General features: G+C 63.3%; 12 protein-coding genes. 5 read left to right on the top strand and 7 right to left on the bottom strand.

Features of this window, described 5'->3' with window-relative positions; genetic code table 11:
* Nucleotides 1-169 precede the first annotated feature (169 nt).
* Nucleotides 170-1,081 (top strand): hypothetical protein, encoded by a 912-nt coding sequence (locus OPC11_RS21845; protein ID WP_264783400.1) that lies wholly within the window; start codon nucleotides 170-172, stop codon nucleotides 1,079-1,081.
* Between the two features lie 34 nt (nucleotides 1,082-1,115).
* On the opposite strand, the gene OPC11_RS21840 is transcribed toward OPC11_RS21845, so the two are convergent.
* From OPC11_RS21840 to OPC11_RS21815, 6 genes are all read right to left on the bottom strand, one after another.
* Nucleotides 1,116-2,396, bottom strand: coding sequence for an MFS transporter (locus OPC11_RS21840; protein WP_026177933.1), 1,281 nt, complete (start codon nucleotides 2,394-2,396; stop codon nucleotides 1,116-1,118).
* Between the two features lie 253 nt (nucleotides 2,397-2,649).
* Complete coding sequence (locus tag OPC11_RS21835) at nucleotides 2,650-3,009, bottom strand: group 1 truncated hemoglobin (protein ID WP_007981108.1); 360 nt, start codon at nucleotides 3,007-3,009, stop codon at nucleotides 2,650-2,652.
* A gap of 182 nt (nucleotides 3,010-3,191) precedes the next feature.
* Nucleotides 3,192-3,830, bottom strand: coding sequence for a helix-turn-helix domain-containing protein (locus OPC11_RS21830; protein WP_007981106.1), 639 nt, complete (start codon nucleotides 3,828-3,830; stop codon nucleotides 3,192-3,194).
* 122 nt (nucleotides 3,831-3,952) lie between these two features.
* Nucleotides 3,953-6,313, bottom strand: coding sequence for a PAS domain S-box protein (locus OPC11_RS21825; protein ID WP_264783399.1), 2,361 nt, complete (start codon nucleotides 6,311-6,313; stop codon nucleotides 3,953-3,955).
* A 232-nt stretch (nucleotides 6,314-6,545) separates the two neighbouring features.
* Nucleotides 6,546-7,880, bottom strand: a complete 1,335-nt coding sequence (locus OPC11_RS21820) for a phenylacetate--CoA ligase family protein (protein WP_264783398.1) — start codon at nucleotides 7,878-7,880, stop codon at nucleotides 6,546-6,548.
* Nucleotides 7,881-8,073: 193 nt separating this feature from the next.
* Nucleotides 8,074-8,907, bottom strand: coding sequence for an amidohydrolase family protein (locus OPC11_RS21815; protein WP_264783397.1), 834 nt, complete (start codon nucleotides 8,905-8,907; stop codon nucleotides 8,074-8,076).
* A gap of 113 nt (nucleotides 8,908-9,020) precedes the next feature.
* Between OPC11_RS21815 and OPC11_RS21810 the strand changes: the two genes are divergently transcribed.
* From OPC11_RS21810 to OPC11_RS21800, 3 genes are all read left to right on the top strand, one after another.
* Entirely contained in the window at nucleotides 9,021-10,184 is a 1,164-nt protein-coding gene (locus OPC11_RS21810; RefSeq protein ID WP_264783396.1) for a CaiB/BaiF CoA-transferase family protein, read from the top strand.
* 74 nt (nucleotides 10,185-10,258) lie between these two features.
* The gene (locus OPC11_RS21805; RefSeq protein WP_073096645.1) at nucleotides 10,259-11,428 is read left to right on the top strand and encodes a thiolase domain-containing protein; all 1,170 of its coding nucleotides are present in this window, start codon (nucleotides 10,259-10,261) and stop codon (nucleotides 11,426-11,428) included.
* Entirely contained in the window at nucleotides 11,425-11,814 is a 390-nt protein-coding gene (locus tag OPC11_RS21800) for an OB-fold domain-containing protein (protein WP_007981097.1), read from the top strand. The genes OPC11_RS21805 and OPC11_RS21800 overlap by 4 nt, the downstream gene beginning before the upstream one ends.
* Nucleotides 11,815-12,109: 295 nt before the next feature.
* On the opposite strand, the gene OPC11_RS21795 is transcribed toward OPC11_RS21800, so the two are convergent.
* Complete coding sequence (locus OPC11_RS21795) at nucleotides 12,110-13,558, bottom strand: RtcB family protein (protein ID WP_264783395.1); 1,449 nt, start codon at nucleotides 13,556-13,558, stop codon at nucleotides 12,110-12,112.
* 321 nt (nucleotides 13,559-13,879) lie between these two features.
* Between OPC11_RS21795 and OPC11_RS21790 the strand changes: the two genes are divergently transcribed.
* The coding region (locus OPC11_RS21790) for an ATP-binding protein (protein WP_264783394.1) at nucleotides 13,880-14,264 on the top strand (385 nt) is incomplete at its 3' end.

Below are 14,264 nucleotides of genomic sequence, written 5' to 3'. Positions count from 1 at the left end.
GCACGTCCCGTTCGACAACGACTGACCCGGAACAACGTTCCTGTACTTACGACCGTTCGTGAATCAAACAAAATACTTTTAGAGTTTTAGGCCAGCCTAAAAACATGGCGGTGACACGGGTACCGTCGCTGGGTCCTGCTGACCCCCGCGACGGAACCACGACTGACACATGGTAGGAAACACCCTCCACGACATTCGTCGGCACGTCGAATCGCTCGCGACAGACGGCGGAACGTACCGCATCGTCTGCGGTCGAACCGGGACGAGTCCGGTCCCCATCGCAGGACAACGGTTCGAGAGCAGGGACACCGCACAGACCGCGCTCCGTTTCGCCGAACAATATCGGGCGGCGCTCCGACGCTACGACCCGCACCTTCCCTATCACGACCTCATCGTATGCGAGACGCCGAGGGGTTCCGACGCGGCGAGGGACGCCACACCGTCGTTCCAGCGACCCACCCTCCAACGTTCCGCCCGTTCCGTCGGCGGTGATTCGGTCACGGACCACCAACCCCTCATCGACTTCTGTCACGACGTCACCGGTGCGCTCTTCGAGACGCTCGCAACGGAGGGGTTCGCCGCCGTCGAGCGAGCGGTGATGGACGTGTATCTGGACGCCGCGGAGTCGATTTCGGACCGCGACGAGTTCTGTCTCATCCTGCTCGAAAGCATGGTCGAGGAGTTGACCGACCGGCTTTCCGCCGACGAACAGGCCCGCGTGCTGGCGTCGGCAGCGGCCCGATTGCCGCCGACGGTCGATGACGGGGAGACGATAGAAACAGTGCTGGAGTACCTCGTTTCGGTGTCCATCGTCTCGGACTACCGACTCACCTCGATGGACGACGCGGTGTCCCCGCGAGCGTGGCTCGTCAGGCTCTCCGAGTACGCCCTACAGGGGGACGAACGGTACCTCCCGACGCTCCCGCTCGCCATCGAACTCCGCCGAATCTACCCCGAATCGGTGTCGATAGAGTGGGCTCGGTCGGTCGATGCCGACGACTGGGAGTTGTGTCTGTCGGTGCGCTCCCCGACGGAATCCGACGGGACCGGACTCCTCCGTGCGGCGGTGCGCGATAGCTGAATTCCCCGACCGAAACCACCCGTAGAAAGCGTCCTCAGTCGTCGCTCGGAACGACGATGGGCCGTTCGTGGTCGTCCTCGCCGAGCAACGTGAGCGCGGCGAGAACCCCCGTCAGAATCACTAACAGCACGCAACCCAGATACTCCGTCGTGTAGCTGAACCGTACCGCGAACGGGAGGGCGACGAGCGGGCCGACCGTGGAGCCGAAGTCGCCGAAGACGTTGTACACGCCGCCGAGTTTTCCCACGTCGTTTTCCGGGCTGATGTCGCCGAGGTACGCGAGGAGCGGGATGTTCACGCCCTCGACGCCGATTCCGATGGCCGCCACGCCGACGAACGTTCCCACGAGCGAGGGAACCAGCGCGAGGAGGCCGAAGCCGACGGCGAGAAAGCCGAGCGACGGAATCGAGACGAACGCGCGGTTCGAAACGCGGTCGGACGCCGGTCCCGCCAGTAGCGTCGTCCCGCTGGAAAACAGCACGCTGACGGCCATGACGACGCCGCTGATTCCGGTCGCGTCGAGGAAGCCGATGCGGATACCGACGACGGCCGCGTACTCCACGACCGTCGAGAGGAGCACTCCCGCGAAGAGGAACCGGACGACGAAGTTCACGAGGCCGACGGAGAGGATGCGAACGTCCGAGGCGACGATACCCGGAATCTCCCGGAGTCCGGTGTCGGTCTCGACGGTCGGGTTCAAATCCGGCAGGACGAAGAACGCGACGAGCGCCGCGAACAACCCCGCGAACCCGGCCACGAGAAACGCCGGGGTGAAGCCGTAGAGGTTGGCCACGAGTCCGCCGACGACCAGTCCGGCGGGGAAACCGAGACTCTGGCCGCCGCGCAAGTACCCCGTCCACTTGCCTCGGTTCTCGGGCGTCGTCACTTTCGTTACCGTGCTGAACGCGCCGACGAACACGAACGCAGACCCGATTCCCCACAGCACGCGCGACCCGGCGAACGTCGTGGCGCTCACGACGGTCGCCGTCACGGGGACGGCTTCCGCGAGTCCGTTCGTCCACGCGTCCGTCAGTCCGAGCACGTAGCCGAACGGCGCGAGCCCTTGGAGCGTGAAGCCGACGAGCATCGGCCGCCGCGTTCCGAATCGGTCGAGAATCGTCCCCGCGGGCGTGTTCAAGAGCATCCGGGTGAAGCGGTTGATGGCGAGGATAATTCCGACCGTCAGCGCCGAGAAGCCGAGCAGGGTGCCGAGACGGGGGAGCGTCGGAAATGCGACGCCGCCGCCGACGCCGCCGAAGAAGACGCCCGCGATGAGGCTGAGGACGACGGTCCGGGTGTCGCGGTCGCTACTCACTCCGTGACCACCGCGTCCCCGTTCCACACCTCGGACCCTCCGCGGTCCAGTGGTACGAAAACAAATCTTCACTCATACCTAGTCGGAGAGGGTTCACCCCGATAAACGGATGGATTACGGCAGTTTCGTCGGTTCGGTCGTCCCGTTACCGTCCCGTCGTCGTTCCGGCCGGTCGTCGTCCGTCCCGCTGCCGTCCCCCGCTACACCGCCGATTCGGGTATTAGAACGCCGATTCGCGTGTCGAAAGCGGCGTTTATCGGTTGAGAATCGGGTCCTTGAGCGCGACGACTTCGCTCATGATGGCTTCGACGTTCTCGTCGTCCACGCCGTTCGTTCGGAGCGCGGTTTCGAGGTATTCGCCGACGGCATCGAAATCGGATTCGTCGAGGTCGAGGTGCGCGTGCGCTTCGCGCATGTCGTCACCCGTGTACTCGACCGGACCACCGGCCACCGAACTGATGAACTGAATCTGGTGGGCGCGCAGTTCCGCCATGTCCATCCCCTCGAAGTACGGAATCAACTGCTCGTCGGACAGCACTCGGTCGTAGAAATCCGTGACGACCGCTTCGACCGCGCTTTGTCCGCCGATTTCGTGATAAACTGATTGAGACATTGCGTCACCACGATTGTCGGTCCGGGTTCCGCATACGACCTTTCACTACCATACTCGGGTTTATTTAAACTAACGATATTTGGTACCAAGACTCGTGTGAACAATCACCGTGGTCCTCGATTCAATCCCCCGTTCGGTCGATTCGTGGATTTCGACGACCGGTGATTCACCCCCGACCGTCGTCACGTCGAGAGAATCTGGTCGAGCAGTTTCGTCTGTGCGACCGAAAGGTGTTCGAGGAACGTCGCCACGGAGATTCCGATTTCTGTGGCGACTTCCTCGGCGGTCGTGCCCTTCGGCGAGTCGAAATATCCCATCTCGTGGGCCGTCTCCAGCGCCTCGTACTGGCGGTCGGTGAACGCCGTGCGGTCCACGAACAGCAACGACCGCTCGTCGGTGGCCGCCGAGCGCGTGAGTCGGTTCACCGTGACGCCCTCGCAACACGACCGCAAGTCGGTGACGACGCCCCGGAGCGTTTCGAGGTCGGGCGCGATGAACGAGACGATGAGTCGGCCGGAGTCGGCCCTGAGGGTGCGGACGGGACACCCGTGACTCGGCACGCGCTGGCACGGACACTCGTTGTCGTGCGTGTACCGGTACACCGATTTCGTCTCGTCGACGAAGACCTCCTCGGCCGCCTCCGGTTCCGTTCCGGCATCGTCGGACCGGTCCACCGTTAGCTCCCCGACGACTTCGGTCGCCGTTCGGGTAGCGTGTTGGGCCACGCTGAGGGATTCGATTTCGAACTCCTCGCTGATCGACGAAACGGGACACCCGTCCGCGTCGCTCACCGCGAGTTGGACGTGGATTCCGGAGACCATACCTACACGAATCCGCTCCCGACGGATAAGTGACTCAGTTCGCCGTCTTCCCGTATCTCTATTTCTCACCCCGAGAATGGCGGTTGCGTGGGGACGACGAGTCGCGGAAGCAGTCGAATCGATCACCGCGGTCGTGTCCGCGTGCTTCCCTCCGTGACTCCCCGGATTTCGAACCGCGCACCGCCGCTCGACGATTCGGTGACGTCTATCTCCCAGCCGTGGTCTTCCACGCACTCGGTGACGATGGTGAGTCCGTACCCCGTTCCGTTCCCCGAGGTGTGCCCGTAGTCGAACACCTCGGAGCGTTCGTCGGGGGGGATTCCCGTCCCGTCGTCTTCCACGAAGAACCCGTCGGAGAGCGCCCCGACGCGCACCGCAACGTCCTCGCCGCCGTGTTCGACCGCGTTTCGAAACAGGTTCTCGAACACCGTTCTGAGTCGGTCTTCGTCGGCCAGCACGGTCGGCATCGCATCCTCGACCGAGAGCGTCGCGTCGAACGTTTTGACGTGGTTCCACGCCCGCTCCACGACGCTCGAAAGGGGGACGTCGTTCGGTTCGATGGCCGTCTCCTTGTTCTGTGCCATCCGCAACAGGTTGCGGATGATCCGTTCCATCCGTTCGTGTGCGCGTTTCACCTCCTCGAAATCGCTTTCTCGACCGTTCATCTCGGCTTCCGCCAGATACATCTGCGCGATGGAAAGCGGGTTTCGAAGGTCGTGTGAGACGATGCTTGCGAACTGCTCCAATCGGCGTTCGCGCTCCTTACGGTCGGTGATGTCGTGGAAATACACCGAGAGACCCGTTTCCGACGGGTACGCGTTCATCTCGATCCAGATGCCGAGCCGTTCGTCGTTGAGTTCGAAGTTGGTCGGCTCCTGGGTGTCCATCGCGGCGTGAAACTCCTCCCACATGGCCGTCTCGGTGGTGGTGGGCAAGACGTCCCAAAAACGCCGTTCGAGCACCGCTTCGCCGGATTCCGGGAGGATATCCTCCGCACGGTCGTTGACGTGCGTGAACCGCCAGTCGTCGTCGAGCGCGAAGAAGGCGTCCGAAACGCGGCCGAGAATCTCGCTCAACTCGGTTTCGAGTTCGCTCCGTCGGCGTTCGAGTTCGTGTTCTCGCTGCTTGAGATCGGTGATGTCTTCACCAGTGGAGATGACCCGTTCCAGTTCCCCGTCGGGCCCGTACACGGGTCCGGCGCTGATGGACAGCCACAGGCGTTCGCCGTCCGGTTTTTCGATGGCGATCTCCTCGTCGTACACCGTCTCGCCGGTCGCGTGGACGCGCTCTGCGGGCGACTCCCCGTCGGCGAGGGGTTCCCCGTTCGCGTCGAGGATCCGCCACTCGGCGTCGTCCGATTTTTCCCGCAGTTCCTCCTCGGACAGGCCGAGGAGTTCCTGCGCTCGTCGGTTTGCGAGCAGTATCTCTCCGTCCGCATCCTGTACGTAAATGCCGACCGGCGACGTTTCCAACAGTCGTTCGGTCTGGTTTCGCTCGCGGAGGAGTTGGTCGGTTCGCTTTTTCTGTTCGGTGATATCGTCGATGGCGTATACCAGACGGTCGATTCCGTCCCCGTCGTCGATGGGGGCGACGTTCATAGAGAGCCACCGACGACCTTCCCCTTCGAGGTGGAACTGGCACCGAAAATCGACGACGGGATCGCCGGTTTCGGCGACCCGCGCAAACGGGCGGTCGTCGGGGGGAATCGACTCGTCGTCCTCGTCGTAGAGGTCCCACGACTGCACCGTGTACCGGTCCAGCTTCGACTCCTCGATGCCGAGCCGGTCGGTGACGCGGGAGTTCGCCCGGACGAACGTGCCGTCCGACCGGACGACGGCGATGCCGACCGGGACGGTTTCGAGCGCCTGCTCGATTAAATCGCGCTCCTCTTTGAGCCGCTGTTTCGTCGCCCGCCGTTCGGTCATGTCTCGAGTGACCTTGGTGAACCCTCTGAGTTCCCCGTCGTCGGTCCACAGGGCCGTGATGACGACGTTGGCCCAGAACCGCGTGCCGTCCTTCCGGACGCGGTACCCCTCGTACTCGGTGCGTCCTCGTTCGGCCGCTATTTCGCGGTGGTGCTCCGGGACACCCGCCTCCGCGTCAGCTTCGGTGTAGAACTTCGAGAAGTGTTCGCCGATGACTTCCTCGGCGGTGTACCCTTTGATCTTCTCCGCACCCTTGTTCCACGTGGCGATGTACCCGTCCGGGTCGAGCATGAAAATGGCGTACTCCTCTACCTCCTCGACCAACGAGTGAAACTGCGAGTCGTCGTTTCGTTCGCGGTCGCCGTCGCGCCACCACACCCGGTTTCCGGACGGGAGTTCTTTCCCCTTCACGACGCCTCGCTCGGCGAGTGCTTCGAGGTTCGTCACGGCGGCGTCCGGCCTGCAACCCAGCTCCGTCGCAAACTCTCGCGTCGAAAACGGCTCTCCTCCATCCCCGATTCTGTCGAGCGCCTCTCGGGCTGCGTTCTCGGGGTTCATACACCACTCCTCTCGAACGGATTACCATAGTGTTTTCGTCGTCCATCGCTCGACGACCCCGTTCGCTCCTGTTTCGACTGAAAATAACGTCTGAATGGGTGTTCGGGCTCTGTTGGAATCCTCAGAGAGTTACAGATTCGCCCGGTAGTCTGACCGGATGCAAGTCCTCCCAAAATCCCGGATACTCCAGTTCGTTGAGCAGGCATTTCACTTGCCTTATCAAGCCCCGTTCTCAAGCTTCCGACCAGACGTGTCGGAACTTGCCACTCTGTGAATCGCGTGCAGGTGCTTCTGTGGCCTGTTCTATGGAAATATCGCCGACTCCCTGAGTGGCGAAAAAGTCGGACAACTCATTCTCGACTGTCTTCCATACTGACTCTTCATCGAACTTCTCCTCGAACTCAAGTCGGATACGTAGTCTCTTACTGCCAGTCTTCACGATCTGGGAACGACGGACGCCGGGGGTTTCCTCCACAACGCTTGTGAGTGCGAGTGGGAAGATCGGAATCTCATTCCCCTCGTCCGTTTCGAAGTGCAGGACTTCGCCTTGCCGGCCTTCAACTTCGATCACTGGGAATGCACTTCCGCAGGGACAGCGTTCCTCGTACATCGTGACGCTATCCCCGAGATCGTATCTGACGAGGGGCTGGATGCGATTTGCCAGGTTCGTCACGAGAACAGTTTCGGACGGTTCACCAGGGTCGACGGGTTGATAATCGGCGTCGACAGGCTCCAAGATGACCCAATCCGTATTTACGTGGACGTTCCCGCGCTCGCACTCGACTCCGATTCCGTAGAACTCTGTGGCACCATAGATCTCTCTGACACTGGCTCCGAAGGTCGTTCGAAGTCGGTCTTTCTCTTCGGAAGTGATCGGTTCACCAGTCGGAGCGATGTAGGCGGGGCTCAACTTCAGTTGGCCCGACCGTTGCTTTCGTTCGAGCTCCAAGAGGACAGTTGCGTATCCAATCAGGACCGCTGGCTGGTATTCGTTGAGCTCTGCGATAACCTCCGAGAGGGGCTGGTCTGGAGAGACTAGGCGTATCCTGTCTTGGAGACGTCGGTGTTCCTTCCGAAATATTTCGACGCCTGAGGCCCCAGCAAAGTGTCCGCCTCCGACGGCGATCTCGGCAATCTTCCCCTTGTGACGAATCAGTCGCTTGATCGTCTGCAAATCGAACAGGGCCGATAGAGCCCATCTAACCCTGACAGCATCTGTAGCAGTCTTTGACCAGTCATCCTGAAGAAAGATGCCCGGTTCACCGGTTGTCCCAGAGGTCATCCAAACTGGGTACCGCCCCAGAAAGCGCTCGCCGAGAGTCGCTGTAGCTCCGGTGAAATCCGCAACGTCATCGAGCTCCACTGCTGTGTCTGTGACGACTGAATCGAAGTGTTCCATCAACTGGGACTTGGTAACTGGTGGGAGTGAGTCCAGAGTCGTAATCGGCCGGTCGATATCGTCGTATAGTCGCTTGTAAAACCGAGAGTTTCGGAGCACGAAATCGAGCAGTTCTTGGAGCCGCCGCTGTTGGCGCTCCCGTATCTCGGCCTCCGAAGCGTTCTTCATACGGAACGCATCGAACCCGGTGCGAAGTTTGGCGAGCGAGGAGGGTTGGTTCACGTGTTGAAACTTTGATGCAGGACGCCAAATATGTACGCCCACGAATCCATTTGCCTTTCCTCGATGAATATGCGCTGTGTATCCATCACGGCCGAGTAGAACTATCACCGATTAAGGGTTTCAACGGAGCCGGTGTTCGCTATCGCTCGCCCAAAAACCGCTCCGCGGTTCGACGGAAGACGTCCGCGTACACGGCTTCCGATAACTCGCGCTCTATCAACCCTCGTCGCTCCGCTTCGTAGGGGTAGGGGACGTTCGGAAAGTCCGTCCCGAACATGACCGATTCGGAGAGTTCGGCCAACTGGTCGTCCCCGATTTCCGACGGGTCGAACCCCAACACGTCCGCCGACCGCGGCGAGAGCGCCATCGTCGTGTCCAGAAACACCTGCTCGTGCTCCCGCGCGAACTCCATGAACGCGTCCGCCTCGAACGTCCCCATGTGGGCCGCACAGGCGCGCACCTCGGGGTACGATTCGACGAACTGCTCGAACTGGTCCGCCCCGACGTGGGGACTCGATTCGAACATCGGGGCGGTTCCCGCGTGAAACACGATGGGGCGGTCGTACTCGGCGGCCAACTCGAACGCCGGGTCGAGTCGCGGGTCGGCCGGACCGCACTCCTGTACCGGACACTGGAACTTCAACCCCCGCGCGCCCGCCTCGAACGCCGCCCGCACGACCGCCGCAACGTCGTCGTCGCCGTGCACCGTGGCGAACGGAACCGCCATCGCCGAGTCCTCGGCTGCGGCCAACACCCACTCGTTCAACGCCGCCGCCATGTCCGGTTTGTGCGCGTAGGGAAGCGCGATGTATCGGTCGATACCCGCCGCACGCAACTCGGCCTCCATCGCCTCGCGCTCGGTCGGGTGGTCGAAGGTCCACCCCGCCTCCGCCGACAGCGATTTCCGAATCGCCGCCATCAGTCGCGGCGGCATCAGGTGGACGTGTGCGTCGATGGTTCCCGAAACGGCCATACACCACGATTGACGGGCGAGTCGTTTGAAGAATTGGGTCGTGCCCCAGTCCCGCCGCTATCCTCGTTCGCCCTTTCCCCGAACGATTTACCGCCTCCCCGCCTTCCCCCCGTATGCGACTCGATGACCTGTTCGTCCTCGACTGCTCCAGACTCCTGCCCGGGCCGTACGCGACGCAACTCCTCGCCGACCTCGGCGCGACGGTGGTCAAAATCGAGGAACCGGGCCGCGGCGACTACGCCCGGTCGATGGAACCCATCGGCGAGAGCGGCTTCGGGGAGATATTCGAGGCGGTGAACCGCGGCAAACAAAGCGTCGCCCTCGACCTCTCGGACGACGCCGGACGCGAGGCGTTCTACGAACTGGCCGAGGCGGCGGATGTCGTCTTCGAGACGTTCCGCCCCGGCGTCGCGGAGCGGTTGGGAATCGACTACGAGACGTTGACCGAGTACAACGAGGAACTCGTCTACGTCTCGCTTTCGGGCTACGGTCAGACGGGACCGAACGCGGACCGAGCGGGCCACGACCTGAACTACGCCGGACTCACCGGCCTCCTCGACATGACGCGTCCGGACGAGGACTCGAAACCGGCGATTCCGGGCTACCCGATGGTGGACATGGCGAGCGGCCTGTTCGCGGCCTTCGGAATCGTGAGCGCGCTGCTCTCCCGGGAACGCGGGGCGAGCGGCACGCACCTCGACATCGCTATGACCGACGTGATGCTGTCGTTCGCGCAGGTGTTCGCCGGGAGCGCGTTCGGCGGGGAGACGCCCCGTCCGGGGGAAACGCTGCTGACGGGCGAGTTCCCCTGCTACGACGTTTATCGCACCGGCGACGGCCGCTACCTCACGGTCGCCGCGCTCGAACCGAAGTTCTGGACGGCGCTCTGTACCGCCATCGACCGCCCCGAACTGATAGACGAGCACCTGAGCGACGACCCGGCGGTTCGGACGGCCGTGCGCGACACCCTCCGGGACACTTTCGAAGAGCGGACGATGGCCGACTGGCTCGCCGAGTTGGACGACGTGGACACGGCCGTCGGCGGCGTTCACACCGTGACCGAAGCCTTCGACCACGAACAGGCACGCGAACGCGGGATGGTCGTCGGTTCGGACGACGCCCCGCCGCGAATCGGCTTCCCGGCCTTCGAATCCGACGAGCGGTCGGTTCCGACTCGGCTTCCGAACCACGGCGAACACACCGAATCCGTCCTCCGGGAGGCCGGGGTGTCCGCCGAGACGCTCGCGCGGTTGACCGGCGACGACGGGGAGAACTGACCGGTTTCGGTTTCGCGTTCGTCGCCCGACGGCGGGCGGTGGATTATTGACACTCCCCGAGAGAGGTGAGTGTAGTGACACGAGCTACCATCGTCGGGGGCGGAATGACTTCGTTCGGCCCGCACGACCAACCGCTGGAGGAACTGTTTGCGGACGCCGCGTTCGCGTCGATGGACGACGCGGGCATCGCTGGCGACGAAATCGACGCCTTCTACCTCGGCAACGCGCTGGGCGGCCAGACCGAATCCGACACCCACCTCGCGCCGAAGCTGGCGACCCACATCGGGTTGCAGGGAATCCCCTGTCAGCGCTTCGAGGACGCCTGTGCGACCTCCTCGAACGCGTTCAAACACGCCGTGCAGGCGGTCGAATCCGGCGTCCACGACGTCGCCTTGGTCGGCGGCGTCGAGCGCTGTACCCCCGAGACGGGCCTCGGAACCGGCGAGATGACCCGAATTTTCGCGGGCGCATCCCACCGCCAGTACGAACAACCGACCGGGTTGACGTTCCCCGGCGTGTTCGCCCTCCTGACGAAGCGACACATGCACGAGTACGGTACGACGGAAGAGCAACTCGCCGAAGTCGCCGTCAAGAACCACCACCACGGCCAGTTCAACCCGAAGGCGCATTTCGGCCGCGACACCGACGTCGAGGCGGTGCTCGAAACCCCCATCATCGCGGACCCGTTTCACCTGATGGACTGCTGCCCGTTCTCCGACGGCGCATCGGCGGTCCTCGTCGTCTCGGACGACCTCGCCGACAGTTTCACCGGTGAACCGGTTTCCGTGACCGGCGTCGGACACCGAACCGACGCGGTGCCGCTCGCGGACAAGGCGTCGCTTCCCGAAACCCGGGCGGCCCGCGACGCGGCCGCCGAAGCCTACGAACAGGCAGGAATCACCGCGGACGACGTGGACGTCGCCGAGGTCCACGACTGCTTCACCGGGGCAGAGGTGCTGGCCATCGAGGCGCTCGGCCTCTTCGAGGACGGAACCGGCGGGCGTGCGGCGGCCGACGGCGAGACGTACATCGACGGCGAGATGCCCGTCAACCCGAGCGGCGGCCTCAAGGCGAAGGGCCACCCCATCGGTGCCACGGGGACGGCCCAACTCGTGGAATTGACCGAACAGCTCCGCGGCGACGCCGCCGACCGGCAGGTCGATGACGCACGAACTGCAGTCGCGCACAACCTCGGCGGCGACGCCGCGACGACCGTCGTCACCGTTCTGGAGGCACGAGCATGAGCGGGGACCGAACGTCGGAATCGGGGCCGCTGGCCTACGCCGACTGGCGGGACCGCCTCGAAGACGGCGAACTCGTCGGACTCGAATGCCGGTCCTGCGGGCACGTCACCGCGACGCCCAAACGCGCCTGCATCGATTGTGGCGACAGAATCCTCGATACCTGCTCCCTGCCGACCACCGGCACCGTTCACAGCGAGACGACGATAACCGTCCCGCCGGTGGGATTCGAGGGGCCGTATCAGGTCGGCGTCATCGACCTCGGGGAGACGAAGCTCATGGGACGTATCCGTGGCGATGAGGGCGTCGAAATCGGCGCGTCCGTCGAGTTCGCGGATACCGTCGAACTGGACGGCATGCCAGCGCCCGTGTTCGAACCGGTGGAATAGGAAACGGCCCGCTACCGACCGTGGTGGGGTTTCACGGCGAGTCGCCGGTGACGTTACGTTTTTCGGTCGAACCGTCCCGTCAGCGCGCGCCACCGACTACGGACGGGCTGGGCGATACCGGTCAGCCGAACGGCGCGTGAAGGAGGACAAGTAGTGCGGTGTGTGGATGGACTGAACGGGGCCGAGCGTTCGCGGACAGCTTCTCTTGCAACTGCAATTCCGGAACGACCGAACCCAGCTCGTAAAACACCTGAAAAGCAATTCTCACACAACAAAACCCGGCCTCGAACCCGGTCTACTTCGCTTTGAGGTTGTGCACCACGTCCAACCGCTCCACAACGTCAGCGGTCGGCTCGATTGCCTCTCGAATCGCGTCCGCCGGTTTGTACGCCATCGGCGCTTCGTCGCGCACCGACTCGACGACGGACTCGGAGTAGATGCCGTCCATCGCTTCGCCGAACTCGTCCATCGAAATCGTCTCGAAGGCGTCGCCGCGACTCATGGTCCGGCCCGCACCGTGCGGGGCCGTCGAGTGGTACTCCTCGTTGCCCTTTCCCCGAGCGATGATGGAGCCGTCGGCCATGTTGAACGGGACGACGAGTCGCTGGCCCTCGCGGGCGGGCGTCGCGCCCTTCCGAATCGTCATGTCGCGGAAGTCGATGTAGTTGTGCGTCGATTGGAACCGCTCGACGGGTTCGACGTCGAGCGCGTCGCAGATGGCGTCGCTCATCAGTTCGCGATTCCAGCGGGCGTACTGCTGGGCGAACAGCATGTCCACGTAGTAGCCGTGTGCCTCCCGCCCGTCCAGCCAATCGAGGTCGTCGTTTCGCTCCCCGTCGGGGCGGAGGGTCGACCCCGAGAGCGTGTCGAAGGCGTCCTCGATGTCGCCGCCGTCGAAGGCTTCTCGGACGCGCTCCGCTCGGATGTGCGATTCGCCCATGCCACCCGTGACCCACGTGAACAGTTCGCCGTCGCCGGTGGTTTCTGGGTCGAACTTGAGGAACTCCTCGTAGCCGTCCGGAATCGCGTCCCGGATTTGGTCGGCCGCGCGGTAGTCCGAGGCGCGCCCTTGCCAGTACTCGGCGACGGCCTTGCCGAGGTAGCGCGATCCGCTGTGGATGACGAGCCAGTAGTCGTCCGATTCGCGTCCGCGGGCGAACTCCACGAAGTGGTTGCCGCCGCCGAGCGTCCCGGCGCTCTTGATGACGTAGCCCATCCCCTGTCGTTGCCCCGAAAGGACGCGCTCACAGAGGGACTTGAAGTACGACTCGCCGTAGCCGTCGAAGTCGAACGAGATAGGGTCGATGGCCCGACCGAATCGTTCCCGGTACGCGGCGTCGAATCGCTCGAAAACCTCGTTCGCCCGTTCGAAGGGGAACTCGTTCACGAGGTGCGGTGCGTCGTCGTAGTCGTGGACCTCGCGGCCCATCGGAACGACGTCGCGGACCCGCCGCTCGCGCTCCGCGTGCGCGAGCGGGAGTTCGTCGCCGAGGTTCGTCGCGCACATCCCGCATCCCACGTCGACGCCGACGATGTTCGGCACCACGCGGTCCGGGAGCGGCATCGTGAATCCGATGGGTGCACCCGCGCCCCAGTGCGTGTCCGGCATTATCCGCACCGGTTCCGTGAACGCGGGGTGGTCGATGAGTTCCTGAATCTGGTTCAGGCAGCCCGATTCGACGAGGCGCTCGTCCTCGACCATCACGCGAGCGGTCGTTCGTGACCCGTTCAACTCGATAGGCATTCTCTGTCCGATTCGAGACGTCGAACCGCCATGAAGATAGCTGAGGTGTGTCAGCACTCCCCGTCCGCTTCGGAATTCGTCTCGTCCTCGTCTCCTTCGTACAGGTGGCACCCGACGTCCCGGCCGTCCACGCTCCTCCTGTCTCATCGTTCGTCACTTCAGGGTGCCGTCGGCTCGGTTCGTGGTGTCGATTCATCGTCGTCCGCCGTACCTCGCGCGTACGGTCGGAATTGGCCGTCCCCGAAAATATCAATGAAACTCCATTCCTTTCAGAAAGTATATCTGTTATCGACCCGGGCGTTGTATCAACGATATAGTAGAATGAGTAATCCAAACGACACCGACGACCCCTCCACGTCCAAAACGGTGCCCGTACCTGCCGATGATGGTTCCGAATCGGACGGACGAGGTGGTTCACGTCCTGTCTCCGATGACGACCCGTCGTCCACGCCGACCCCCGCGGCGGGTGATGCTCTCGGACAAAACATCGACGCCTCGCTGATCGCCGACGATTTCGACCCCGAAACCGACGACGACCTTCTCGGAGGACTCGACGTCGAAACGACCGAAGCGATTCCCATCCCCGACCGACTGGTCGATCAGGTCATCGGTCAAGATACGGCACGAGATATCGTCGAGAAAGCGGCGACACAGCGCCGTCACGTGATGATGATAGGGTCGCCCGGGACCGGGAAATCGATGCTGG

Origin of the sequence: Haladaptatus sp. T7 (assembly GCF_026008575.1) — an archaeon.
GTDB lineage: Archaea > Halobacteriota > Halobacteria > Halobacteriales > Haladaptataceae > Haladaptatus > Haladaptatus paucihalophilus.
Note: the sequence above shows the minus strand (reverse complement) of the source record. Positions and strands in the feature narration are given on the sequence as shown.